The organism is Brenneria corticis (assembly GCF_003115855.1).
Classification (GTDB): Bacteria; Pseudomonadota; Gammaproteobacteria; order Enterobacterales; family Enterobacteriaceae; genus Brenneria; species Brenneria corticis.
The window spans coordinates 99,048-125,342 of the sequence record NZ_KZ819080.1 but is presented as its reverse complement, the minus strand read 5'-3'; the positions used below and the strand labels follow the sequence as shown (position 1 = coordinate 125,342).

The 26,295-nt window shown below is 57.8% G+C and carries 21 protein-coding genes; 13 read left to right on the top strand and 8 right to left on the bottom strand.

All coding sequences use genetic code 11. The features are described 5' to 3' along the window. Positions 1 to 5 precede the first annotated feature (5 nt). The 9 genes from DDT56_RS12795 (at position 6) to ydhT (ending at position 10,118) form a co-directional block, all read left to right on the top strand. Positions 6 to 878: an L-ribulose-5-phosphate 3-epimerase gene (locus DDT56_RS12795; RefSeq protein WP_136166829.1), complete on the top strand. Its 873-nt coding sequence runs from the start codon at positions 6 to 8 to the stop codon at positions 876 to 878. After that, a complete protein-coding gene (locus tag DDT56_RS12790) occupies positions 863 to 1,552 on the top strand; it encodes an L-ribulose-5-phosphate 4-epimerase (protein WP_136166828.1) in 690 nt (229 codons plus the stop codon). Before DDT56_RS12795 ends, DDT56_RS12790 begins: the two co-directional genes overlap by 16 nt. 186 nt (positions 1,553 to 1,738) lie before the next feature. Continuing rightward, complete coding sequence (gene glpD / locus DDT56_RS12785) at positions 1,739 to 3,238, top strand: glycerol-3-phosphate dehydrogenase (RefSeq protein WP_136166827.1); 1,500 nt, start codon at positions 1,739 to 1,741, stop codon at positions 3,236 to 3,238. A gap of 828 nt (positions 3,239 to 4,066) precedes the next feature. Beyond that, complete coding sequence (locus DDT56_RS12780) at positions 4,067 to 4,696, top strand: ferredoxin-like protein (protein WP_136166826.1); 630 nt, start codon at positions 4,067 to 4,069, stop codon at positions 4,694 to 4,696. Positions 4,697 to 4,759: 63 nt separating this feature from the next. Beyond that, positions 4,760 to 6,862 carry an aldehyde ferredoxin oxidoreductase gene (locus DDT56_RS12775; protein ID WP_136166825.1) on the top strand — a complete coding sequence of 701 codons (2,103 nt, stop codon included), beginning with the start codon at positions 4,760 to 4,762 and terminating at the stop codon, positions 6,860 to 6,862. A 22-nt stretch (positions 6,863 to 6,884) separates the two neighbouring features. Continuing rightward, entirely contained in the window at positions 6,885 to 7,559 is a 675-nt protein-coding gene (locus DDT56_RS12770; protein ID WP_136166824.1) for a YdhW family putative oxidoreductase system protein, read from the top strand. 143 nt (positions 7,560 to 7,702) lie between these two features. Next, positions 7,703 to 8,374 carry a 4Fe-4S dicluster domain-containing protein gene (locus DDT56_RS12765; RefSeq protein WP_136166823.1) on the top strand — a complete coding sequence of 224 codons (672 nt, stop codon included), beginning with the start codon at positions 7,703 to 7,705 and terminating at the stop codon, positions 8,372 to 8,374. Continuing rightward, positions 8,371 to 9,156, top strand: a complete 786-nt coding sequence (gene phsC, locus DDT56_RS12760; RefSeq protein WP_136166822.1) for a thiosulfate reductase cytochrome B subunit — start codon at positions 8,371 to 8,373, stop codon at positions 9,154 to 9,156. Before DDT56_RS12765 ends, phsC begins: the two co-directional genes overlap by 4 nt. Positions 9,157 to 9,191: 35 nt before the next feature. Beyond that, on the top strand, positions 9,192 to 10,118 hold the full coding sequence (gene ydhT, locus DDT56_RS12755) for a protein YdhT (protein WP_136166821.1): 927 nt from the start codon (positions 9,192 to 9,194) through the stop codon (positions 10,116 to 10,118). Positions 10,119 to 10,153: 35 nt separating this feature from the next. On the opposite strand, the gene DDT56_RS12750 is transcribed toward ydhT, so the two are convergent. The 8 genes from DDT56_RS12750 to DDT56_RS12715 all read right to left on the bottom strand — a co-directional run bounded on the left by DDT56_RS12750 (position 10,154) and on the right by DDT56_RS12715 (position 21,731). Continuing rightward, positions 10,154 to 10,468 carry a helix-turn-helix domain-containing protein gene (locus DDT56_RS12750; protein WP_009111105.1) on the bottom strand — a complete coding sequence of 105 codons (315 nt, stop codon included), beginning with the start codon at positions 10,466 to 10,468 and terminating at the stop codon, positions 10,154 to 10,156. Continuing rightward, positions 10,465 to 10,806, bottom strand: coding sequence for a type II toxin-antitoxin system RelE/ParE family toxin (locus tag DDT56_RS12745; protein ID WP_136166820.1), 342 nt, complete (start codon positions 10,804 to 10,806; stop codon positions 10,465 to 10,467). Before DDT56_RS12745 ends, DDT56_RS12750 begins: the two co-directional genes overlap by 4 nt. Positions 10,807 to 10,961: 155 nt before the next feature. Then, entirely contained in the window at positions 10,962 to 13,409 is a 2,448-nt protein-coding gene (glgP, locus tag DDT56_RS12740; RefSeq protein WP_136166819.1) for a glycogen phosphorylase, read from the bottom strand. Between the two features lie 34 nt (positions 13,410 to 13,443). Further along, a complete protein-coding gene (gene glgA, locus DDT56_RS12735) occupies positions 13,444 to 14,877 on the bottom strand; it encodes a glycogen synthase GlgA (protein WP_136166818.1) in 1,434 nt (477 codons plus the stop codon). Positions 14,878 to 14,940: 63 nt separating this feature from the next. Further along, on the bottom strand, positions 14,941 to 16,221 hold the full coding sequence (gene glgC, locus DDT56_RS12730; RefSeq protein ID WP_136166817.1) for a glucose-1-phosphate adenylyltransferase: 1,281 nt from the start codon (positions 16,219 to 16,221) through the stop codon (positions 14,941 to 14,943). A gap of 16 nt (positions 16,222 to 16,237) precedes the next feature. Further along, positions 16,238 to 18,208 carry a glycogen debranching protein GlgX gene (glgX, locus tag DDT56_RS12725; RefSeq protein ID WP_136166816.1) on the bottom strand — a complete coding sequence of 657 codons (1,971 nt, stop codon included), beginning with the start codon at positions 18,206 to 18,208 and terminating at the stop codon, positions 16,238 to 16,240. Further along, positions 18,209 to 20,386 (bottom strand): 1,4-alpha-glucan branching enzyme, encoded by a 2,178-nt coding sequence (glgB, locus tag DDT56_RS12720; RefSeq protein ID WP_136166815.1) that lies wholly within the window; start codon positions 20,384 to 20,386, stop codon positions 18,209 to 18,211. A 436-nt stretch (positions 20,387 to 20,822) separates the two neighbouring features. Beyond that, positions 20,823 to 21,731: a LysR family transcriptional regulator gene (locus tag DDT56_RS12715; RefSeq protein ID WP_136166814.1), complete on the bottom strand. Its 909-nt coding sequence runs from the start codon at positions 21,729 to 21,731 to the stop codon at positions 20,823 to 20,825. 156 nt (positions 21,732 to 21,887) lie between these two features. On the opposite strand from DDT56_RS12715, the gene speB reads away from it, so the two are divergent. From speB to DDT56_RS12695, 4 genes are all read left to right on the top strand, one after another. Then, entirely contained in the window at positions 21,888 to 22,841 is a 954-nt protein-coding gene (gene speB / locus DDT56_RS12710) for an agmatinase (RefSeq protein WP_136166813.1), read from the top strand. 74 nt (positions 22,842 to 22,915) lie between these two features. Further along, entirely contained in the window at positions 22,916 to 23,749 is an 834-nt protein-coding gene (locus DDT56_RS12705; protein WP_136166812.1) for a transporter substrate-binding domain-containing protein, read from the top strand. A 44-nt stretch (positions 23,750 to 23,793) separates the two neighbouring features. Beyond that, entirely contained in the window at positions 23,794 to 25,326 is a 1,533-nt protein-coding gene (locus tag DDT56_RS12700; protein ID WP_136166811.1) for an amino acid ABC transporter permease/ATP-binding protein, read from the top strand. A gap of 120 nt (positions 25,327 to 25,446) precedes the next feature. Continuing rightward, positions 25,447 to 26,289 (top strand): urease accessory protein UreD, encoded by an 843-nt coding sequence (locus DDT56_RS12695; RefSeq protein WP_136166810.1) that lies wholly within the window; start codon positions 25,447 to 25,449, stop codon positions 26,287 to 26,289. The last annotated feature ends 6 nt before the right edge of the window (positions 26,290 to 26,295 follow it).

Genomic DNA, 26,295 nt, shown 5'->3' with positions numbered 1-26,295 from the left:
ACCTTATGCTCATGAAAGCGGTTCCTCTTGGTATTTATGAAAAAGCCCTGCCGCCGGGCGAAAGCTGGCCGACGCGGCTGCAACTGGCGAAAACGCTGGGCTTTGACTTTGTCGAAATGTCGCTGGATGAAAGCGACGGCCGGCTGGCGCGTCTCGACTGGAGCCGCGAACAGCGCCTGGAGCTGGTCAACGCCGTTTCCGCCAGCGGCATCCGCGTTCCGTCCATGTGTCTGAGCGCCCACCGGCGCTTTCCGTTGGGCTCGGAAGATGACGACATACGCAATCAGGGGCTGGAGATCATGGGCAAGGCCATCCGCCTGGCGCAGGATGTGGGCATCCGCGTTATCCAGCTCGCCGGTTACGACGTCTACTACCAGCGGGCCAACGACCTTACCCGGGAGCGTTTTCGCCAGGGATTGCAACTGGCGGTGGAAATGGCCAGCCGGGCCCAGGTGACGCTGGCGATGGAGATCATGGACTACCCGTTAATGAACTCCATCAGCAAAGCGCTGGGCTATGCCAGCTACCTCAATAACCCGTGGTTCCAGCTTTACCCGGATATCGGCAATCTGTCGGCGTGGGATAACGACGTGCAGATGGAGCTGAGCGCGGGGAAAGGCCATATCGTGGCCGTGCATGTTAAAGATACGCGGCCGGGGGTTTTCAAAAACGTGCCGTTCGGCAGCGGCGTGGTCGATTTTACCCGTTGCTTTACCACGCTGCGGGAGAGCGGCTACTGCGGCCCTTATCTGATCGAAATGTGGAGCGAAACCTCACCCGACCCGCTAACGGAGATCGCCGCCGCCCGCGACTGGGTTAAACGGCAGATGGCGCGGGCCGGGCTGCCGGTGGAGGAAATCGTATGCCAGAGCAACTGAAACAGCAGGTTTTTGCGGCGAATATGGCGCTGCCGCGCCACGGTCTGGTGACCTATACCTGGGGCAACGTCAGCGCCATCGATCGGCGGCGGCAGGTGATGGTTATCAAACCCAGCGGCGTGGCCTACGAGGTGATGCAGGCCGACGACATGGTGGTGGTCGATATGCAGGGAAAGGTGGTGGACGGCAAATACCGCCCCTCCTCCGATACCGCCACCCATCTGGAGCTTTATCGCCGCTATCCGCAAATCGGCGGCATCGTCCATACCCATTCCACCCATGCCACCGCCTGGGCGCAGGCGGGGCTGGCGATCCCCGCACTGGGCACCACCCACGCCGACTATTTTTATGGCGATATTCCCTGCACCCGGCCGTTAACGCCGCGGGAAGTGGCGGAGGAATATGAAAAAAATACCGGCGTGGTCATCGCCCAAACCCTTGGCGACGGCAACCCGCTGCATACGCCGGGGATCGTCGTTTATCAGCACGGCCCTTTCTGCTGGGGCAGGGACGCCGACGAAGCGGTCCACAATGCGGTGGTGATGGAAGAGGTGGCGAAAATGGCGTGGATTGCCTGCTCGATTAATCCGCGCCTGCGGGCGATTGACGATTATCTGATGGATAAGCACTTTAGCCGCAAGCACGGCCCCGATGCTTATTATGGGCAGCGCTAAGCTCCATAACCGCCCCCAAACGCCACAATAACCCTTATTTTAATGTGACAATCATCACTAAATTGTTACCTCCATCACGCATAAATGTTTTTATCTGGTTAAGTATTGGCTGTATTGTTTGTTTTCGATTATCATAATGCGCGAAAACGAACATTTTAGGCGTTATTTTACTGGTGGAGGCAAAACGTGGAAACCAAAGATCTGATTGTGATCGGTGGCGGCATTAACGGTGCAGGCATCGCCGCAGATGCCGCCGGGCGCGGATTATCCGTCCTGCTGCTGGAAGCGCAGGATCTGGCCTGCGCCACGTCCTCCGCCAGCTCCAAATTGATTCATGGCGGCTTACGCTATCTGGAACATTATGAGTTTCGTCTGGTCAGCGAAGCGCTCTCCGAGCGTGAAACCCTGCTGAAAATGGCGCCCCACATCATTTTCCCGCTGCGTTTTCGCTTGCCGCATCAGCCGCATTTGCGCCCGGCGTGGATGATCCGCATCGGTTTGTTTATGTATGACAATATTGGCAAGCGCGTTAGCCTGCCCGCCAGTAAAAGCGTGAAATTCGGCGCCGGTTCGGTATTGAAACCAGAACTGACCCAGGGCTTTGAGTATTCGGACTGCTGGGTGGATGATGCGCGTCTGGTGGTGCTGAACGCGCAGGAAGTCGCCAAGCGCGGCGGCGAAGTCCGCACCCGCACCAAAGTCATCAGCGCCCGGCGCGAACAGGACCTATGGGTGGTGGAAGCCGTCGATTCGCTCAGCGGCGAAACGCTTACCTGGCGCGCCAAAGGTCTGGTCAACGCCACCGGCCCCTGGGTGAAGGAGTTCTTTGACGACGGCCTGCACCTGAAATCGCCTTACGGGATCCGCCTGATCAAAGGCAGCCACATCGTGGTGCCCAAAGTACACGATCAGCCTCAGGCGTATATTCTGCAGAATAAAGATCACCGCATTGTGTTTGTGATCCCCTGGCAGGATGAATTCTCGATCATCGGCACCACCGACGTGGAATATAACGGCGATCCCCATAACGTGAAGATCGACGATAACGAAATCGGCTACCTGCTGGACGTGTATAACGATCACTTTAAGCAGCCATTAAGCCGCGATGATATCGTCTGGACTTATTCCGGCGTAAGGCCGCTGTGCGACGATGAATCGGATTCGCCGCAGGCCATCACCCGCGATTACACGCTGTCGGTTGACGATGAACAGGGCCGGGCGCCCCTGTTATCCGTCTTCGGCGGCAAACTGACCACCTATCGCAAACTGGCCGAACATGCGCTGGATAAACTGGAAAAATACTACCCTCAGGCCGGAAAAGCCTGGACCAAAAATGCCGTGCTGCCCGGCGGCGATATTTCCGGTACCCGTGATGACTACGCCGCCGCCCTGCGCCGCCGCTTTAATCTGCCGGAAGCGCTGGCGCGCCGCTACAGCCGCACCTACGGCTCAAACAGCGAACTGATTCTGGCTGATGCCAAAGGCCTTGACGCGCTGGGGGAACATTTCGGCCATGACCTGTATGAAGCGGAACTGCGCTATCTGGTGGAAAAAGAGTGGGCCGTCACCCTGGACGACGTCATTTGGCGGCGGACAAAACTGGGCATGTGGCTGAATGAGGCGCAGCAGCAACGTATCGGCGAGTGTTTGGATGCTTACCGTCATCAGGCGGCAAAAGCAGGCTAACCCGCCCTTGCAGAGCGTTTACATTTTTGCAAACGTTCTGCATCACCGATAAGAAGCGAATTATCTTCGCTCAGATTGCTGAAAAACCCTTCATCTTCATCGTCATCCCCGCGCAGGCGGGGATCTACTTTCAGCTAATGCATTGATATCAGAAAGATTCCTGCTTCCGCAGGAATGACGGATTTGGGGTCGGTATTATAGATGTTTACTTTGTCAATGGTCTGAGCGAATTATCTTCGCCGTTATTTTTCAGGCTAAAAAACCGCTTTTACCGGCGGTTTTTTCTCTTTAAGCGTACATATCTCATTTTAAATCAATACCCTTAATCCCGCTCATCATGGCATACATCAAAAAACCTTATATCCGACGGCATTGAATGTAATGTTTCCGGCAAAACATTAACATTCATAAAATAACAAAAAAATAAATATCATTAACTACTACTTATTTTATTTTACCTAAATGACGCATCATATTTATAGCCTAAAAAACTCCATCTATATTTCAATCTGAAGTTGTCAAATAAGAATAAGAATCAATAACAATAAATAGATTTAAAATAAATAATTTATAAGAGATTAGTCACAGAACAAAAAACATTATAACCACATTATAAATAAGGTTAATGAACTACGTAAAAATGCCCTATAGTAAAAATGTAATCTACAGCGTTTTTTACTATGGGCTTATTTCATGCTCATTTATTTATTCCCGCAGATTTCAGGATGCAGGAAACCAACACGTCTGTAATTTGAATATATGGCGGGTTAATGCAGCCAACGCACATGCAGCTTGAAGTATGACGGGTATGCGGGGGATGAGAATTAAATGCCTAATCAGGTTGAACGTCCTTTATTGGATCTGGGGTTAACAAGACTGGAATTTCTGCGAATTTCAGGCAAAGGCCTGGCGGGAATCACCATCGCGCCGGCGCTGCTTTCCCTGCTGGGATGCAGGCAGGAGGAGGTTAACAGCGGCAGCGTCGGGCTGACCACCACGCCGAAAGGGGTGCTGGTGACCAAAAGGGCCCGCTGCACCGGCTGCCACCGCTGCGAAACGTCTTGTACCACCTATAACGACGGCAGCGTCGGTTCCTTTTTTTCACGGGTGAAGATCCATCGCCACTTTTATTACGGTGATGGCGGCATCGGCTCCGGCGGCGGGCTGTACGGCGATCTTAATTTCACCACCGACACCTGTCGGCAGTGTAAAGATCCCGAATGTATGAAGGTCTGCCCGATAAAAGTGATCGCCTATAACGAGGAGAGCGGCTGCATTACGGTCGACGCCAAGCGCTGTATCGGCTGCGCCGCCTGTACCACCGCCTGCCCGTGGATGATGGCGACGGTAAATCCGCAGATCAAAAAGTCCGGTAAGTGTAATTTATGCGGCGAATGCGCCACCGCTTGCCCTACAGGTGCTTTAAGCATTATCGAATGGCAGGATATTACGGTGTGAGCCGCCCGGCTTTACGTCTATCCATTTATCCATGACGATGCTTCACACGCAGGAAAATAAATCATGATCAACGGTTGGACTGGCAATATATTACGAATCAATTTAAGCAGCGGCGCGATTACCAAAGAAGATTCCAGCAAATATAAAAAATTTATTGGCGGGATGGGATTTGGTTATAAGATTATGTACGACGAAGTCGCCCCCGGAACCAAACCTTTTGACGAAGGCAATAAGGTGGTGTTCGCCGTCGGGCCGTTAACCGGTTCCGGCGCCCCCTGCAGTTCACGGGTTAATATCACCACGCTGTCCACCTTTACCCGCGGTAATTTAGTCATTGATGCGCATATGGGCGGCTTCTTTGCGGCCTATATGAAATACGCCGGCTATGACGCCATTATTATTGAAGGGAAGGCCGCCGCCCCGGTGTGGATTAATATTCAGGACGACGAGGTCAGCATTGAAAATGCCGCGTTCCTATGGGGAAAAGGCACCCGCGCCACCACCGAAGAGATCTGCCGCACCACCAATGTGGAAGCCTGCGTCGCCGCTATCGGCCCGGCGGGAGAAAATCTGGTGCCGCTATCCGGCATTCTGAACAGCCGTAATCATAGCGGCGGCGCCGGCACCGGCGCCGTCCTCGGCGCCAAAAACCTGAAGGCCATCTCGGTCATCGGCACCCGAGGCGTTAACGTCTCGAATCGGGAAGAACTTAAAAACCTGAACGATTACATGATGACGCAGTTAATCGGCGCCAATAATAACCACGTGGTGCCGAGTACGCCGCAAGCCTGGGCCGAATATTCCCATCCGAGATCCCGCTGGACGGCGCGTAAAGGGCTGTACTGGAAAGCGGCCGAAGGCGGCCCGATTGAAACCGGCGAAATTCCCCCCGGCGACCAGAATACCGTCGGTTTCCGTACCATGAAATCGGTATTCGACCTGGGGCCGGCGGCCGAAAAATACACCGTAAAAATGGGCGGATGCCACTCCTGCCCGATCCGCTGTTCGGCGCAGTTGAAAGTTCCACTGGCCGGCGAATACGGCGTTCCGACCACCGGAGGCAACACCTGCGTCGCGCAAACCGCGCATAGCTCCATGTTCCCGCACGGTCCCAAAGATTTTGAGGAAAAAGGGGACGGCAAGGTCATCGCCAATTTTGTGGCGTTAAACGTGTTTGACGATATGGGGCTGTGGTGCAACTACGCCCAGCTGCAGCGCGATTTTGTTTACTGTTATTCACACGACATATTCAAACGCGTCCTTCCCGCGGACGAATACGCCTCAATCCGCTGGGATCTGCTGGAAGCGGGCGATCCGGCGTTTATTAAAGATCTCTATCTGCGCCTGGCGCATCGCCAGGGTGAAATCAGCCATCTGGCGGACGGGTCTTATCTACTGGCGCAAAGGTGGGATCTGGGCGAGGAGTACTGGGCAACCACCAAAAATAAACTGTGGTCGCCGATGGGTTTCCCGGTGCATCACGCCAATGAAGCCTCGGCGCAGGTGGGGGCCATCGTCAACTGCATGTTCAACCGCGACGCCATGACCCACACCCATATCAACTATATCGGCAGCGGATTACCGCTAACGCTGCAAAAAGAGGTCGCCGCCGAACTGTTCGGTTCAGGGGACGCCTACGACGAAACCAAGAACTACACGCCGATCAACCCCTACAAAATCAAATACGCCAAATGGACCATCCTCAAAAGTTGTCTGCATGACGCGGTGACATTGTGCAACTGGGTATGGCCGATGACCGTGTCGCCCTTGAAGAGTCGCAACTATCGCGGCGACCTGGGGTTGGAAGCCAAATTCTTCGCGGCGGTAACCGGCGAAACCACCACGGAAGAGAGTCTGGATCTGGCGGCGGAGCGTATCTTCACGCTGCACCGCGCCTACACCGTGAAGCAGATGAATACCAAAGATATGCGCCATGAGCACGACCAAATCTGTAGCTGGGTATTTGATAAGGACCCTGATATCCCGGTGTTTACCGAAGGCACGGACAAGATGGAGCGCGAGGATATGCAAAAATCGCTGACGATGTTCTATACGGAAATGGGCTGGGATCCCGAACTGGGCTGTCCGACCCGGGAAACGCTGGTCAGGCTGGGTATGGAAGACGTCGCCGACGATCTGGCCGCCCGGGATTTACTCCCCGCATAGGCGCTATCGCAGGGTATTGATTATGAAGACGACACCATCATTGACGGCAGAAGAACAACATGACTCGCCGCCGGATTTAACGAAAAGACGACTGCTGCTGCCGTTATCCCAGCAGACTCAGGCGACGGATAACGACGTTGCGACGGACGAGGTCAGCGAACCCCAGGCGCCGTTTTTGGCCGTGGCGGAGTATATCCGCCGGCGTTCGGCGGCGGGTGAACTGGTGAACGAAGGGGAATTTCGGGAAACGCCTTACTCGCTGGATGAGGAAACCGTCAGCCGACTGTTTGAACAGATCGGCGCCAGCGAAGCCTGCGCGGACATTCTCTCCGTCAGCAACGATAAAGAGCGCTATTACTACTCGGATCGCGGCATCAGTCATAACTATGCGCGGATCCTGATTTTCACCCATGAGCAGGATATCTGCAAAACCATTGCCGACACCGTGCGCTTCGAGTGCCAAACCTATCCGCGGCCTTACAAGGTGCAGATGCTGCGGTTGCCGCCCTACTCTTTCGATCAGCAAAAGATCGACGAGGCGATGCGTTTTTTCGAACGGTCCGCCGAGTTTCAGGATATCCGCCCTATTGCGGCTTCCAACGGCGAACCCTATTTGTTCAGCGAACGTTTTATGAGTTATGGCAAGGCAAAAGGGCTATGTGAGTGGATTGAGGTTGAACAGTATGAAAATCCTTAACCATTTTCTTATCAACGCGCGGCGGGAAAAAAAACCGCTCCGCGCCGCGGCGAGCGACTCACTGGAGAGCTGATGAAAAAGCGAGCTTTAACATCTCGGCTGCAACCGACTTTGAACGACTCATTTTCTGGGAGGCAAGGAAGATGACATGCTCACGCCGTAAATTTGTCCTCGGCATGGGATCGGTGATTTTTTTCAGCGCGCCGCTCTTCTCCGCCCTGGGCGGTACAGAAAAAAACAGATCCGTGCGCTACGCCATGATCCACGATGAAGTGCTGTGCAACGGCTGCAATATTTGCGCCGTGGCCTGCCATAAAGTGAATAAAGTCCCGGTGGGCGCGGCTCGGATGAGCATCGCCCATATTGCGATGACGCCCCCGGAACAGGGAAACCTCTACCACTTTTTCCGCCACGCCTGCCAGCAGTGCGAAGATGCCCCCTGTATCACCGTGTGCCCGACCGGTTCGTCCTACCGGGATGAAAGCAACGGCATCGTTCGGGTGGACAAGCAGAAATGCATTGGCTGTAGCTACTGTATTTCAGCCTGCCCCTATCAGGTGCGTTATCTCAACCCGACGACCCGCGTCGCCGATAAATGCGATTTCTGTCTGGAGTCACGCCTGCAAAAGGGCTTTCCGCCCATCTGCGTCAGCGCCTGCCCGCAGAATGCGCTTATTTTCGGACCAGAGGAGAGCGAGCCCGTTCAGACCTGGCTGAAAACGCATGAATATTACCAATACCAACTGCCCGATGTCGGCAAGCCGCATATTTATCGCCGCCCCGGCCCGCACGACGTCGCAAAGGTGAACGTATGAATATGATGCCGAATGCCGAGCTATTTCAGGCTCAGCTTTATCAATATGTTTATATCTATACGCCTGACTTCTGGCCGGTATGGCTTATTCTGGCGGGGGTGTTTTTTGTCGGCATGCTGGGGGTATTAACCCTGCACGGGCTGCTGCGCTACCGGCTCGCGCCGCCTCACGCCAGGGAACATGAAGAAAAAGTGTATCTCTATTCGCGGGCCATCCGCCTATGGCACTGGAGCAACGCCTCGCTGTTTATTCTGCTGCTCGCCAGCGGCCTGCTCAACCACTTCGCCGTCGGCTCGGTAAAAGACACCGTTATTCTGGTCGCCCTGCATGAGCTGTGCGGCTACCTGTTATTAATCAGCTGGGTCGCCTTTGTGTTGATCAACGCGTTCGGCGGCAACGGCCGCCATTACCTTATCGAGCGTAAAAACTGGGGGCAGCGCGCCTTTCTTCAGGTTCGTTTTTACCTGTACGGCATTATCAAAGGGGAAGATCACCCGTTCCCGGCCACGCCGCGCGCCAAGTTTAATCCGTTGCAGCAGGCGGCTTATCTTGGCGTGATGTACGCGCTGCTGCCCGCATTGCTGATAACCGGCGTGCTGTTAAGTAATCCGCTGTGGATCCCGGCTGATTTCGTGCTGCTCAAAGCCTGGCTGCTGCCGCTGCATCTGCTGCTGGCCGTCGCCAGCCTGTTTTTTCTCTGCGGGCATATCTATCTGTGCACCACCGGGCGGACGCCCGCCCAAACCTTTCGCTGCATGATTGATGGTTATCATCGTCACTGAGGCGGGAAACAGACAGCGTGGAATAGCAGGCGAAGATGAACAAAATTACCCGACAGCAACTCCATTCATTACAGGTCAGCCCGCGGATTTATCGCTGGTTCCTGCGCCGTTTCCCGCAGGGCGGAGAGTATCAAGATATTCATTACGCCCTGCTGTGCGACGGGTATAGCGAATGGCTGGAAAGCCTGGTGGAGTACGGCTATGCGCTGGGCTTCGACACGCCGCAGTTTATGGCGCAGGAAATCAGCGCCGCGCGGACGATGGCTGAACGGTTAACGCACGGCGGTGACGGCGTCGTTCAGGTAAAACCCCGCGCCGGGAAATATGCGGCAAACATCCCCAGAGAAGTCCAGCTGGCCTCCGGCGACTCGGCGCTGGATATCGGCTGCATCGGCCTGCAAAGTAAAGTCGCTTTATCCGGCGCCTATAACTTTATGGGCAATTCCGGCGAAAACAGCGGCATCGCCAGCGTAGGCTACGCCTGCCAGCTCGTCAGCACCGGTTTTGCCGTGAAGATCAGCAATGCCGGTCAGCACTGCCGCATCGGCAGCCTGGGCGGACGGGCCCGCATCAGCAATAGCGGAAATTCCGCCAAAATCAGCGGCGCCGGACGCGGCACGCACGTCGCCAACAGCGGCATGCGCAGCTATATCAGCAACGCGGGCGACGGTTCGACCATCGCCAACGTGGGCGATATGTGCAAGCTCGGCGCGGCGGGCAATGAAAGCCGCATCAGCAATAGCGGCGACAACGTGTCAATCACGGTAACCGGCGAGAATGCCGTGGTGACGTCATCCGGCAGCGTGAACACGCTGGTGCTGGGTAAAGGCGGCTGCGCCGCATTAACCTACCACGACGGCGAGCGCACCCGCTTTCTGGTGGTGTACGAAGGGGAAAACGGCGTCGTCGCCGGGGTAAAATACCGCCTTAACGCGTCATTCGAGCTGGAGGCGTGCGGTTAAGGTAAAATTAACGGGGAGACTCGCGCCCATACCGTTCACAATGCGGCCAGCGTGCGAAGCGTATCCGGGTTTTGTTCTACCATTTTAATCAATAAAACCGCCTGTGGATTAGGTTTTGCCCTACCTTGTTCCCAGTTCTGATAGGTTGTTTCCGCGGTATGAAGATACTGAGCGAAAACCGCCTGCGACAGATTCAACTTTTCCCGTACGGATTTGAGTTCATCCGGCGTCATAGATACGCGTTTTCTGATGGCGACACGATGGGATTTCAGCGTTTTCTTACCCGCATTCATCTCACCCCATGCCTTCATTCCGTCAACCAACTCATCAAATAGATTACGATTACTCATATACTTTGCCCTTTCTTGAGCCTATCCAGCATGTGCCGCAGAATTTCACGTTGTTGTTTTGACAAATCGTCCTGCTCGTTTTTGCCGTAAACCGTAAAAAGCAGAAAGTGTGATTTTTCAATCCACCAATAGTAGATAACACGAATACCGCCGCGTTTCCCTTTACCTCGTCTGTTATCGCCAAACCGAACTTTTCTAAGCCCCCCGGTGTGCTGAATAACGTCGCCACATTGCGGGTAAGCCAATAGCATTTGCTGAAAATCCCGATATTCATCATCGGAAAGATATTCTGCCCTGTGCCTTTCAAAGAAAGGTAATTCTACGAAAATAGCTTCCATGGTTTTCGCTTGTTGTCCTTAACTTGGGTATAGACTATCCCCAACTTGGGTATAATTCAAGATTGCATCGCTACGCTGGCACGCAACGCGGCGGCGGCAAGCGCGGACATAGCCAAAAAATTAGCGCTGGAACGCCAGCGCTTCCTCATCAACCGCTACAACCGTATCGGCTTGATATTCCAGATCTCCTCGGCGTACTCGCTGATGGTGCGGTCGGAGGAGAAATAGCCCATGCTGGCGATATTGTGCGCCGTGCAGCGCGTCCATTCGTCAACGTTGCGGTATAGCTCGTCCACCCGGTCCTGCGTATCCACATAGCTGCGGTAGTCCGCCAGCAGCTGATAGTAGTCGCCAAAATTCACCAGCGAATCAAACAGGTCGCTGTAGCGTCTGGTGTCATCCGGGTTGAAAACGCCGGTGGCGATTTGCGTCAGCACCCGGTGCAGTTCGTCGTCCTTATCGTAATATTCACGCGGGTTGTATCCGTTCTGGCGCAGCGCTTCCACCTGATCGGCGGTATTGCCGAAGATAAATATGTTTTCTTCGCCGATATGCTCCTGCATTTCGACGTTCGCGCCGTCCAGCGTACCGATGGTCAGCGCGCCGTTAAGCGCGAATTTCATATTGCTGGTGCCGGAGGCTTCAGTGCCCGCCAGCGAGATCTGCTCGGAGAGATCCGCCGCCGGGATGATGATCTGCGCCAGACTGACGCCGTAGTTCGGAATAAACACCACCTTCAGCCGATCGTGCAGCGCGGGATCGTTGTTGATCACCTTGGCGACGTCGTTGATCAGGTTGATGATATGCTTGGCCATATAGTAGGCGGAGGCCGCCTTGCCGGCAAAAATCGCCACGCGCGGCACGCGATCCACCTCCGGGTCATCCTTGAGGCGGTTATACAGCGTGATGATATGCAGCACGTTGAGCAACTGCCGTTTGTATTCGTGGATCCGCTTAATCTGTACGTCGAACAGCGCCTCCGGGTTCACCACGATATTCAGGTTTTCCGCGATATAAATCGCCAGCCGCTGTTTATTCTCCAGCTTGGCCTCACGGATCTTCTGCACGAACGCCGGATAGTCGATATGCTGCTTCAGTTCGTCCAGTTGGCTGAGATCGGTGCGCCAGGTCTGCCCGATGGTATCGTCCAGCACCTTGGCCAGCGGACGGTTGGCCAGCGCCAGCCAGCGCCGCGGCGTAACCCCATTGGTTTTGTTGCAGAAGCGGTCGGGGAACAGGCGCGCGAAGTCGGCGAACAGCGACTGCACCATCAGATCCGAATGCAGCTCCGACACCCCGTTCACTTTATGGCTCGCCACCACCGCCAGCCAGGCCATGCGGACTCTGCGCCCGTTGGTTTCCTCAATGATGGAAACCCGCGCCAACAGCTCGTTGTCGCCGGGGAACTGCTCCTGGACGTAGTCCAGAAAATGCTCGTTAATATCGAAAATCAATTGCAGGTGGCGCGGCAGGATCTTGCCCAGCATATCCACCGGCCAGGTTTCCAGCGCTTCCTGCATCAGGGTGTGGTTGGTATAGGAAAAGACTTTGGTGACCACCTCCCAGGCGGCCTGCCATTTGAACTTGTGCTCGTCGATCAGCAGCCGCATCAATTCCGGGATCGCCAGCACCGGGTGGGTATCATTCAGATGGATGGCGAACTTCTCCGCCAGATTGTCGTAGGTATTGTGCATCATCCAGTGGCGGCTGAGGATGTCCTGCACCGTGGCGGAAACCAGGAAATACTCCTGGCGCAGGCGCAGCTCGCGTCCTGAATAGGTTGAATCATCGGGATAGAGCACACGGGATACGTTTTCCGAATGGTTTTTATCTTCCACCGCCGCGAAATAGTCGCCCTGATTAAACTTGCCCAGGTTGATTTCATTACTGGCCTGCGCGCTCCACAAACGCAGGGTATTGGTCGCATCGGTGTCGAAACCGGGAATGATCTGGTCATAAGCGCAGGCGATGACCTCTTCGGTTTCCAGCCAGCGGGCTTTGGTGCCCTCCTGCTGGATACGTCCGCCAAAGCGCACTTTGTAGCGGGTGCTGTGACGGACGAACTCCCACGCGTTGCCGTACTCCAGCCAGTAGTCCGGCGATTCGGCCTGCTGCCCGTTGACGATATTCTGCTTGAACATACCGTATTCATAACGGATACCGTAACCCCGCCCCGGCAGCGCCAGAGTGGCCAGCGAATCGAGAAAGCAGGCCGCCAGCCGCCCCAAACCGCCGTTGCCCAGACCGGGATCGTTCTCTTCCTGCAACAGGTCCTCCAGCTCCAGACCCATGCCGTCCAGCGCGGCGTTCAAATCGTCATACAGCCCCATCGCCAGCAACGCATTCGACAACGTGCGCCCGAGCAAAAACTCCATGGAGAGATAATAGACCTGGCGGACATCCTGCGACAACTGCGCCCGGTTGGAACGCAGCCAGCGCTCCACCATACGGTCGCGCACCGCCAGCAGCGTGGCGTTCAGCCAGTCATGCTTGGTGGCTATCGCCGGATCCTTACCCACGGCGAACATCAGCTTGTAAGCGATGGAGTGTTTCAACGCTTCTACACTGAGCGTTGGTGCAGTATAAGTAAACGGCGTGTTCATAATATTCATTCCCAAGTCAAGTTAAGTGCGGTGATTACCACAAGCGTTGATATAGCGTACGATAAGCCTGAGCGGCGACCGGCCAACTGAAATCCATCGCCATCGCCTGACGCTGCACATAACGCCACAGCGACGGGCGCGACCAGAGTACAAACACCCGACGGATCGCCCGGGATAACGACCCGACATTGCTGTCGTTAAACACAAAGCCGCTCGCCAGACCATCCGCCAGATTTTCCAGCGAACAATCCGCCACCGTATCCGCCAGCCCCCCGGTACGGCGCACCAGCGGCAAGGTGCCGTATTTCAGCCCGTAGAGCTGCGTTAACCCGCAGGGCTCGAACCGGCTGGGAACCATAATGACGTCCGCCCCGCCGATGATGCGGTGAGAAAAGGCCTCGTGATAACCAATCTGCACCCCGACCTGGCCGTGATACTTGGCGGCGGCGGCCAGAAACCCTTCCTGCAATTGGGCGTCGCCCGCCCCCAGCACCACCAGTTGCCCGCCCTGGTCCAGCAGATCGGGCACCGCGTCCAGCGCGATATCCAGCCCTTTCTGGCTGGTCAGGCGGCTGACAATGGCGAACACCGGCGCTTTGTCATCCACCTTGAGCCCCATCGCCGTTTGCAGATGCCGTTTATTCTCGGCCTTGTTCGCCAGCACGTCCCGGTTGTAATGGCTGGTCAGCAAGGAGTCATGCGCCGGATTCCAGATGGCGTCGTCCACCCCGTTGAGAATGCCCGATAAACGCCCCTCCTCCTCGCGGGTTTTTAATAACCCTTCCATGCCGTAACCGTATTCGGGCAGGGTGATTTCATGCGCATAGGTCGGGCTGACGGTGGTGACGTGATCCGCGTAATACAGCCCGGCCTTGAGATAGGAAATCTGCCCATGGAACTCCAGCCCATAAACCTGAAAAAAATCCGCCGGCAGTTGCAGCTCGGCCATATGCCGGGCGTCAAACAGCCCCTGATAGGCTAAATTATGGACGGTAAATACCGATTTTGCCGGACGGTTACGGGCGGCCAGATAGGCGCAGGTCAATCCGGCATGCCAGTCATGGGCATGCACGATGTCGGGCCGCCAGTAATGATCCAGCCCGCAGGCCACTTCACTCCCCATCCAGCCCAGCAGCGCGAAGCGTAAATAGTTATCCGCATAGGCGTACAGCGCGGGGTCGTGATAGGGACTGCCCGCGCGCTGATACAGCGTCGGCGCATCGATCAGATAAATTCCGACGCCGTTAAAATGGCCGTACAGCAGGGTGACATGCCCGGCGAACGTATCCAGTTCACGTACCACCTGCGTATTGACGATCCCTTTTTTCAGCGCGGGGAAGGCGGGCAACATCACCCGGACATCCATGCCCGCCTCAATCTGCGCCGCCGGCAATGCCCCGACCACATCCGCCAGACCACCGGTTTTCAACAGTGGAAACAGCTCTGAACAAACATGTAATACCTGCATTGTCACTCCTGTTTTGCCCCAATGACTTTACGCGGGAAACAAATGGCGAGCCTGTTTTCCCGATTACCGTTTTTCCAGCATCGCCCGCGTCACCAGCACAATCCCTTCCTCCGAGCGATAAAACCGGCGGCTGTCTTCTTCCGCATTTTCGCCGATGACGGTGCCCTCCGGGAGCTGACAGGCGCGATCGATAACGCAGCAGCGCAAACGGCAGGAGCGCCCGACGACCACGTCCGGCAGCAATACCGTTGAATCTATGCTGCAAAATGAATTAACCCGCACGCGCGGAAACAATACCGAGTGCGTCACCACCGAACCGGAAACGATGCAGCCGCCGGAAACCAGCGAGTTCATGGTCATACCGTGGCTGCCGGAGTGATCCTGGACGAATTTCGCCGGCGGCAACGACTCGATCGCCGAGCGGATCGGCCAGCTGCGGTCGTACATATCCAGCTCCGGCGTGACGGACGCCAAATCGAGATTCGCCTGCCAGTACGCCTCCAGCGTGCCGACATCCCGCCAGTAGGGGCGATCGCTGTCGCCCGAGGTGACGCTGGATAGCGTAAAGGGATGGGCCCAGGCGGCGCGCTGGGCGACGATTCTCGGGATCAGGTCCTGACCGAAATCGTGGTTGGATTCCGTCACGCTGAGATCTTCTTCCAACTGGCGATAGAGGTAGTCGGCATTAAAAACATAGATCCCCATGCTCGCCAGCGCCATCTCCGGGTTATCCGGCATCGGCACCGGCTGCGCCGGCTTTTCGGCGAAATCGAGAATGCGGTGCTGGCTGTCCACGCTCATCACCCCGAAGGCGCTGGCTTCCCGCAGCGGCACCGGCAGGCAGGCCACGGTGCATTCCGCCCCCTTTTCCACGTGGTCGATCAGCATGCGTGAATAATCCATCTTGTAGATATGATCGCCCGCCAGTATCACCACGTACTCCGCCCGATAACGGCGAATGATATCCAGGTTCTGGCATACCGCATCGGCGGTGCCGCGATACCAGTGTTCGGCGGCGGAGTTGCGCTGCTGCGCCGGCAGCAGATCGATAAATTCGTTCATCTCCACATTCAGGAACGACCAGCCGCGCTGAATATGCTGCACCAGCGTATGCGACTGATATTGCGTAATCACCCCGATGCGCCGGATGCCGGAGTTGAGACAGTTGGACAGGGCGAAATCAATAATGCGGAATTTGCCGCCGAAATGAACGGCGGGCTTGGCGCGCAAAGCCGTCAGATCTTTTAAACGCGTTCCCCGGCCTCCCGCCAGAATCAGCGCCACCGATTTAAGCGGTAATTGTCTTGCCAGCATCAGGGGATCGTTTTTGTCGTTACTCACCATGGCTAACTCCTTTTCATTATTTTGTAAGGATACAGACCGCCGGTGCATTCCCTTGCCATACCCCATCGTTAATCCGGGACGTGTTGTCATCAAAAGGTGGAGAGACCCGCCACTGCCCCGGCGGCAGGGTGAAATCTCCCGTCTGCGCGCCGGCGTTAATCAGCAGCAGCCAGCGTTCGGAAAGCAAAATCTGTAGCCGGCGCTCGCCCTGCTCCCACTGCTGCGCGGTCAACGGTCGCCCGCCGATATCCAGCCATTGCACCGCGTTATCCCCTTCCCGCCACCACTCCTCCTGCTGCAACGCCGGTATGGCGCGCCGCAGGCGGATTAACCCGGCGGTAAAGCGGATCAGATCTTCGTCAACGTCATCCCAGCGCAGCCAGGTCAGCTCGTTATCCTGACAGTAGGCGTTGTTGTTGCCCTGCTGACTGTGCCCCTGTTCATCCCCCGCCAGCAGCATGGGGGTGCCCTGCGACAACAGCAGCGTGGTCAGCAGCGCCCGCCGGCTGGCATGGCGGCGGCGCTGCGTGTCGGCATCGGCGTCCAGTCCCTCGGTCCCGTGGTTGTTACTGAAATTGCCGTCGGTGCCGTCGCGGTTGTTTTCCCCGTTCGCTTCATTATGTTTATGGTTAAAACTGACCAGGTCGCGCAGGGTAAAGCCGTCATGGGCGGTAAGCTTGTTGACCGAGGCGTAGGGCAGGCGATCGTGATGCTGGAAGATATCGCTGGAGGCGGCAAAACGGCGGGCGAACGCGCCGAGCGGAATATCGCCATGCAGCCAGAAGCGGCGCATATCGTCGCGATAGCGATCGCTCCATTCGGCGAACGGCGGCGGAAACCGCCCCAGCTGATAGCCGCCGTGGCCCAGGTCCCACGGCTCGGCAATCAGCTTGCAGCCCTCAAGCCGGCGGTCGTTTTTCATCGCCGTCAGCAGCGGCGCCGCGGCGTTGAATTCCGGCGTGCGCCCCAGCACCGTCGCCAGATCGAAACGGAAGCCGTCGACGCGGCAGGTTTCGCGCCAGAAACGCAGACAGTCCATCACCCAGTCGACCACCGCCGGGTGGTTAAGGCGCAGCGCGTTGCCGCAGCCCGTCCAGTTGTGGTATTCGCCCTGCTCGCCCAGCCAGTAATAGCTGCGGTTATCGATGCCGCGCAGCGAAAGGGTCGGCCCTTCCACGTCCAGTTCGGCGCTGTGGTTGAACACCACGTCAAGAATGACTTCGATACCGGCGTTATGCAGCGCTTTCACCGCATCGCGAAATTCGTTAAGCGCGTCCTCGCCGGCGGCCAGGCTGTTATCCGCCGCGAACGGCAGCAGCACGTTATAGCCCCAGTAATTACGCAGCCCCAGGCGCTGTAGCCGCGGTTCGTCGGCGTGCTGCTGAACCGGCAGCAGTTCCAGCGCGGTGACGCCCAGCGTTTGCAGATAGTCGATAATCGCCGGGTGGCCCAGCGCGGCATAGCTGCCGCGGATCGCCTGCGGGATAGCGGGATGCAGTTGGGTCAGCCCGCGCACGTGGGCTTCATAAATCACGGTCCGGCTCCACGGCGTCCGCGGATGGCGGTCGTCCTGCCAGTCATAGTCCTCGGCGACGACGACGCACCTGGGCATCACCGCCGCGCTGTCGCGCTCGTCGCGGGCGTCGACGCCGCCTTGCAGGCTGTCGTCGTCCGCCACCCAGCCGTCCAGCCGACGGGCGCACGGGTCAAGCAACAGCTTATGCGGGTTAAAACGTAAGCCTTGCGACGGCTCGAAAGGCCCGTCCACCCGGAAACCATAGCGTAATCCCGGCTGCGCGCCGGGCAGATAGCCGTGCCAGATATCGCCGCTGCGCGCGGTTAACTCCAGCCGCCGTTCCTGCTGACGCTCATCAAACAGGCAGAGTTCAACCCGTTCGGCGTGCGCCGAAAACAGGGCGAAATTAACGCCTTCGCCGTCAAAACTCGAACCCAGCGGGGTGGGGCTGCCCGCTTGCAATACCGCCATTCATGCCTCCCTCGCCAGATACAGCGTCGCCAATGGAGGAATGGTCAGCACCAGCGACTGCGGCCGCTGGTGACTGCCGATATCTTCGCTGTGCACCGGCCCGCCGTTACCCAGATTGCCGCCGTGGTAATAATGGGAGTCGGTGTTGACGATCTCCCGCCACCAGCCGGGCTGATTGATGCCGATGCGGTAGCCGTAGCGCGGCACCGGAGTAAAATTGCTGACCACCAGAATTTCATTGCCCTGCTCGTCGCGCCGCACAAAGGCGAACACCGAGTTTTCCCGGTCGTCCACCACCAGCCACTCGAAGCCCTGCGGCTGGAAATCCAGCTGATACAGCGGCGGCCGTTGGCGATAACAGTGGTTGAGATCGCGCACCAGCTGCTGAACGCCGCGATGCCAGCCCTCCGGCTCGTCCAGCAGATGCCAGTCCAGGCTGGCGTCGTAGTTCCACTCGCGCCCCTGCGCGAACTCGCAGCCCATAAACAGCAGTTTTTTACCGGGAAACGCCCACATAAAACCGAAGTACGCCCGCAGGTTGGCGAACTTCTGCCAGGCGTCGCCGGGCATGCGGTCAAGCAGCGAACGCTTGCCGTGCACCACTTCGTCATGAGAAATCGGCAGGACGAAGTTTTCGCTGTAGGCGTACAGCATGCCGAACGTCAGCCAGTCGTGGTGGTATTTGCGGTGAACCGGATCGAGCTGCATGTAAGACAAGGTGTCGTGCATCCATCCCAGGTTCCACTTGTAATGAAACCCCAGCCCGTTGCAGTCGGGGGGGAGCGTCACCCCCGGATAATCCGTCGACTCCTCGGCGAGGGTAATGGCGCCCGGCGCGGCGTGGCCCAGCATCTGGTTGGTGTAGCGCAGGAAGGAGATGGCTTCGAGATTCTCTTTTCCGCCGTAGTGGTTCGGCACCCACTCCCCCTGGTTGCGGCTGTAGTCGCGATAGATCATCGACGCCACCGCGTCCACCCGCAGCCCGTCGATGCCGTAGTGCTCCATCCAGAACAGGGCGTTGCCCGCCAGATAGTTGCGCACCTCATGGCGGCCGTAGTTGTAAATCAGGGTATTCCAGTCCTGATGGTAGCCTTCCTTGGGATCGGCATATTCATACAGCGCCGTGCCGTCGAACTGCGCCAGACCGTATTCGTCGACGGGGAAATGCCCCGGCACCCAGTCCAGCAGCACGTTGATGCCCGCCTCATGAAAGGCGTCGATAAATTTTCTGAACTCCTGCGGCGTGCCGAAGCGACGCGTCGGCGCATACAGGCCGAGCGGCTGGTAGCCCCAGCTGCCGTCAAACGGGTGTTCATTGATGGGCATCAGTTCGATATGGGTAAAGCCCATCTCCGTAACGTAGGCGATAAGCTGCTCCGCCAGTTCCTGATAGCTGAGCCAGAAGTTGTTATCCGTATGCCGCCGCCAGGAGCCAAGATGAACTTCATAAATGGAAATCGGCGCCTGTAAGCCATTCGCCCGACGGCGCGCTTCGCTGGTGGGGACCTTATCCGGCAGCGGGGTAATCAGAGAGGCGGTATCCGGCCGCATTTGCGCTTCAAACGCGTAGGGATCGGCCTTCAGGCGCACGTTGCCGTGGCGGTCGATCATCTCATATTTATACAGTTGCCCCCGCGTCACGCCGGGCAGAAACAGCTCCCAAATGCCGTTTTCCTTTCTCAAGCGCATAGGATGGCGGCGACCGTCCCAGAAATTGAACTGACCGACGACGGAAACGCGCTGCGCGTTCGGCGCCCAGACCGCGAAACGCGTTCCTTCCACCCCATCCAGCGTTGTCAGATGCGCGCCCAGACGTTCATACGGACGCAGATGCGTGCCTTCCGCCAGCAGCCAGATATCCAGATCCTGCAACAGCGGCCCGAAACGGTAGGGATCTTCAAGCAGATAGGTTTCCTGTTGCCAGGTCACCGCCAGGCGGTAGTGAAACGGTTTTTTTCGGCGCGGCAGCACGGCGGAAAAAAAACCGCGCTCATCGTCGCACGTCAACCGCGCTACCTTACGCCCGTTATCGGCCTCCACCACCCATACTTCCCGGGCGTCGGGCAATAATGCCCGTACTTCAAGACCTTTGGCGCTTTGGTGCATTCCCAATAGTGAAAATGGATCGGCATAATGCCCGGCAATAAGTGAATTAATCGCATCAGAAAACTCCGGCATGGTATCCATCCTCTGATTAACCATTTGAATTAAATAAATATGTTACGTAAATAGCCCACCACGATGCGGTTATATTTCTCCTTATTTGCATTTAAAAATAAAATCAATAAAAACAATGAATTGAAAAAATAAGACATTAATCACCCGCGAAAAAAATAATTTACAGCGTGAAATAATGCATATAACTACTTACTACTATTCAGCGTAGCCAAAGAATGAGCGAATATCTGAGACGACACCGAATTTTTCTGTTTATATTTATACAAATAAGTTATGGAAGAGAGGTTTAGCACATATTGATTAAAAGACAGTGCGCACCAAGAGGAAAAACGGCGCTATTTGCGCAGAAATTTAAATACTGCCTACTAATTAATATATTAGGAACATTGTCGGCCTGAAAAACGAAATATATCGTCCACCAAGGCGCTGTCCATCGTCACAGCCGGGTGCGCTGCGCTTTGGAGGCCGAACGCAACAGGTCGCGTATCGCGCGAATCAATACTTCTTTGCTGCGCCCGCGGCGGAAGATCAACGAAAACGGCGCCTGATAGCCATAGTCGGTGGGCAACAGCGCGCGCAGTCGCCGCCTCTGCACCCAGGGCAACGCGTAGTGCTCGGGCAAATAGCCGATATACTTTCCCGACAGGATCAACAACAGCTGCGCCTCCATGCTTTCCACGGTGGCTGTGCTTTGCTTGAAACCCCGTTTGCCCAAATCCGACGAGCTCCAGTAGCTGCGCGTCACCATACGCATCTGGGCGACATGCGACGCTTCAGGATGCGCCACCCCGAACAGCTCGTGCTGGTCGCTGCAATACAGCCAATGCTGTTCGCGGTACAGCGGATGGGCGATCACGCTGTTGCCCTGTAGCGGGAAATTGCCTACCGCCACATCCAGCTCGTTATCCAGAATGCCTTGCAACAGCGCATGCGGGCTTTTGATTTGCAGATTGATGTGCACCAAAGGAAACCGGTCGCTGAAGCGGCCGATGGCGTCGGCGATGGAGAGCACCGGATCGGTGACCGTGGCGTCAAGTACGCCAAGGCGCAAAGTCCCGCCCTGTTCTCCCTGTAGCGTGGCGGTATAGCGATCGAAATTTTCCAGATTGTTCATTAGATACAGCGTCTGCTGCAAAAACGCCTCGCCTTTGAGGGTCAGCGCGAAACCGCCCCGTCCGCGCTGGCAGAGTACGAATCCCAGCTTCTCTTCCAGTTCGCTCATGTAGTTGCTGATGGCGGAAATCGTCAGGTTAAGCTCCTGCTGGGCGCGGGCATACCCCTGATGTTTCGCCACGATGGTGAAAATATACAGCAAGCGCAGATTAGGCAGTTTTCCAATGGACATCACACTGTTTCCGCAAGGAAGAGAGACGATTAGTTTTCAAATTACTGAACTGATTTTTTGTATTCTGCTATTTTTCCCCACCCGTCGTCTACCGCACTATTTTCCCGCTAATCCATGGCCGGCGCGTATCCGGCCGCAAGGTGGGAAACAGTGACAATGGAAAAAAAACAGTATCAGCAGCCCCAGGGCGGCAACGAAATGCCGCGTTTCGCCGGACGCGCCACCATGATGCGTCTGCCTTACAGCGACGGCCCCGCAGGGCTGGACGCCGCCTTTATCGGCATTCCGCTGGATATCGGCGCGTCCCAGCGCGCCGGCACCCGCTACGGTCCGCGCCATATCCGCAGTGAATCCGTGATGATCCGCCCCTACAACATGGCGACCGGCGCCGCGCCGTTCGACGCTCTGCAGGTGGGCGATCTGGGCGATGTGCCGATCAACACCTACAGCCTGCTGAAGTCGGTGGGCATCATCGAAGACTACTACACCGTGCTCAACGACTGGCCGCTGATCCCGCTGACGCTGGGCGGCGACCATACCATCACGCTGCCGATCCTGCGCGCGTTGACGAAGAAGCACGGCCCGGTCGGGCTAATCCACGTGGACGCCCATACGGATACCAACGATGAGATGTTCGGCGAAAAGATCGCCCACGGCACCACGTTCCGCCGGGCGGTGGAAGAAGGACTGCTGGACTGCCGCCGCGTGGTGCAAATCGGCCAGCGGGCGCAGGGCTACACCAGCGAAGATTTCCAGTGGGGCATCGATCAGGGCTTTCGCCTGATCCCGGCCGAGCAGTGCTGGCACCGCAGCCTGACGCCATTGATGGCGGAAGTGCGCGCCCGGATGGGCGACGGTCCGGTATACCTTTCTTACGATATCGACAGCCTCGATCCGGCCTGGGCGCCCGGCACCGGTACGCCGGAAGTGGGCGGATTGACCTCGGTGCAGGGGCTGGAGATCGTGCGCGGCTGCCAGGGGCTCAATCTGGTGGGCTGCGATCTGGTGGAGGTCTCGCCGCCCTACGACATCAGCGGCATGACCGCCCAGATGGGCGCCAACCTGCTGTATGAAATGCTGTGCGTACTGCCGGGAGTGGCGCAGCGATGAGCAAACGCCGCGGCGCTTACGTTACCGGTTCGCCATCAAACATCAACTTACGACCTACTCACGGGAGCACCGCCATGAAATCATCCACTGTTCGGCGCCGACTGCGCGTCGCCGCTCTATTTGCCCTGACGCTGGGCGCAAACGTCCTGTCGTCATCCCATGCCGCAACCGTTCCCCCCACGCTGACGCCGGGCGTGTTCAAGGTCGGCATCGAAGTGGCCTACCCGCCGTTCGAATCCTGGCAGGACGGGCAGGTCGTCGGCTTTGACGCCGAGCTCGCCGCCCTGCTCAATAAGCATCTGGGCACCCGGCTGGCGCTGACCGACACGCAGTTTTCCGGCCTGATCCTCGGGCTGAACGCCGCCAAACACGACGCGGTGATTTCCGCCCTGTACGTCACCGCCGACCGCACCGCGCAGGCGGACGCCATCCCATACGCCGATACCGGCGCCTACATTCTGACGCGCCGCGACGGCAAGGCCGCGCCGCAGGATGAAAAAGCGCTGTGCGGTCTGACCGTCGGCCTGCAACAGGGCTCCGTCTGGGTGAAGCAGCTGCGGCAACTCTCCGCCGACGACTGTCTGCCCAACGGCAAACAGCCCATTGCCGTCAAGGAATACCCCACCGCGCCGGAAACCCTGCAGGCGCTGCTGGCGGGCCATATTCAGGCGCAGGTCGAGATGGCGGGCGCGGCGCGCATGTTCGCCGAGCGCAGCCGCGGCCGGGCGATAATCAGTTCGCCGCAGATCATTTATCCGCAGACGCTGGGCATCTACGTGAAAAAGGGTAATCAGGCGCTGCTGAGCGATCTGAAAACCGCGCTGCAAACGATCCGCGATAACGGCGAATACGCCGCCCTGCTGGAAAAATACCGGCCTTACGGCATCACCGACACCGCCGCGCGTTAACGCGCCCTATCCGGTTTTATCCATAAGGGAGTTTTACCGCCGCTATGATTTTCGACTGGACCTACTTTTTCTCGCTGTTTTCCATGCGGGCGTTCTGGCAAGCCAGCGTCACCGTGGTGGAACTGAGCATCCTGTCCTGGCTTATCGGCCTGATATTGGGCTTTATCGTCGCCAGCGCCCGCCAGTCCGGCCCCTTCTGGCTGCGCGGCGCGTGTCAGGTCTATATCTGGCTGTTCCGCAGCGTGCCGCTGCTGGTGCTGGTGGTATTCGTCTACAACCTGCCGCAAATGCTGCCGGCCACCGGCGCCGTGCTCGGCAACGCCTTTTTCGCCGGGCTGGTCGCCACCGTGCTGGTGGAAACCGCCTACATGTCCGAAATTCACCGCGGCGGTCTGCTCTCCGTGGCGAAAGGACAGCATGAGGCCGGGCACGCGCTCGGCGTCCGCTTTCTCGGCGTGCAGCGGCTGGTGGTGATCCCGCAGGCGCTGCGCATTTCGCTCCCGGCGCTGGTCAACGAATTCGTCACCATCGTCAAACAGACGTCGCTGGTATCGGTCATCTCCCTGCCGGAACTGCTGATGACCGGCCAGCGTCTGTACGCGGAAAATTTTCTGGTGATGGAGACGCTGGCCGCGGTGGCGGCGTACTACATTCTGATCGTATCCCTGTTTACCCTGCTGTTTCAGTGGCTGGAGCGGCGGGTTAACGTTCAGGCGCGCGCGCCGGGCACGCTGGATGAAAACGCGCTGGCCGCGCTGCGGCGGCAGACGATCGCCCCGGTGTTCCGCCAGCCGTCGGCGCGCCCCGGCGAGCCTAACGCGCTGCTGCTGAAAAATATCCATAAGGCTTACGGCCGGCATCAGGTACTTAAAGGCATTCATCTGACGGTGGCGCCCGGCGAAGCGATCAGCATCATCGGCCCGTCGGGGTCGGGTAAAACCTCCCTGATCCGCACCGTCAACGGGCTGGAAAACCTCGATCGCGGCGAAATCATCCTGTTCGGCGAGGAGTTTATCGTCGCGGGCGGCCCGCGGGAGAACGAGGCCCTGCGGCGCGGCATCCGGCGCATCGGCATGGTGTTTCAAAGCTTCAACCTGTTTCCCCACTACACCATTTTGCAAAACGTGATGCTGGCGCCGCGCTACCACGGCCGGCCCGGCGACAACGCCACGCGGCGCGCGCAGGCGCTCTACCTGCTGGATAAGGTCGGGCTGCTGGCCCATGCGGAAAAATATCCGCACCAGCTATCCGGCGGCCAGCAGCAGCGCGTGGCGATCGCCCGCGCTCTGGCGCTGTCGCCGGACATCATGCTGTTCGACGAACCGACGTCGGCGCTCGACCCGGAACTGGTGGGCGACGTACTGAAAGCGATCGGCGGACTGGCTCAGGAGGGCATGACCATGCTGATCGTCACGCATGAGATGGACTTCGCGCTGGCGATTTCCGACCGGGTGGTGCTGATGGAACATGGCGACATTCAGGCGGACGCGTCGCCGGCGGCGATCCGCGCGGGCGGGACGGACCCGGCGCTACGGCGCATCCGGCAGTTTATGGGCGTTCATGACGCCGCCCGTTGACCTTTAGCCATACGAAAAAAATATTACTGCTCGTTTCCCCCGCCATGCCAAATAGATAGCGGTGTTTTGAAGAAGCGGATGCGTCGACATAACGCGTTCACAATATTTAGGCGTATTTACATGGTCAGCAGCGACAACGGCAATACCATCACCGCGGATAAGACGTCGGCGGGCTGGCGCGCGTCCCTTTACCTCGGACTGCGCCGCCAGTCGGGGCGCACAGTGGTCGCCGAACGCCGCCATACCGGGCCGCTGCTGATTCAGCGGCCGTTTTATCCCGAGGGCGAAACCTGCCACGTCTACCTGCTGCATCCTCCGGGCGGCGTGGTGGGCGGCGACCGGCTCGGCATCGAAATCAGTCTGGCGCCGGAGGCGCGGGCGCTGATCACCACGCCGGGCGCGACCAAGTTTTATCGCAGCGCGGGCGAAACCGCGCGTCTGCAACAGACGTTTCGTCTGGCGTCCGGCAGCTGTCTGGAATGGCTGCCGCAGGACACGATTGTCTTTCCCGGGGCCAGAGCGCAGGTGGACACCTGCTTTCACCTTGAGAACGACGCCCGGCTGATCGCCTGGGAAACCTTCTGTCTCGGCCGTCCCGTAATGCGGGAAATCTTTGCCAACGGCGAACTGAAAACGCGGCTGCGAGTGCTGCGCGACGGCGCGCTGACGCTGCATGAAACGCTGCGCATTCTCGACGGCGATCTCGACTGTCTTGCCGGACACGCGCTGGTCGGCACCATGCTTATGACGCCCGCCGGGCCGGAAACGCTGGAAAAGGCGCGCGCGCTACTGGCGTCCAGCGCCCTGCCCGCCGGGGCCACGCTGCTGGACGGATTGCTGGTCGTCAGAATGCTGGCCGGCGACAACCGGCAGATGCAATCCCTCCAGCAGGCGCTCTGGTTCGGCCTGCGCGACGCCATCGTCGGGTTGCCGCCGCTGCCGCCGAGAATATGGTCTACGTGAATTGAG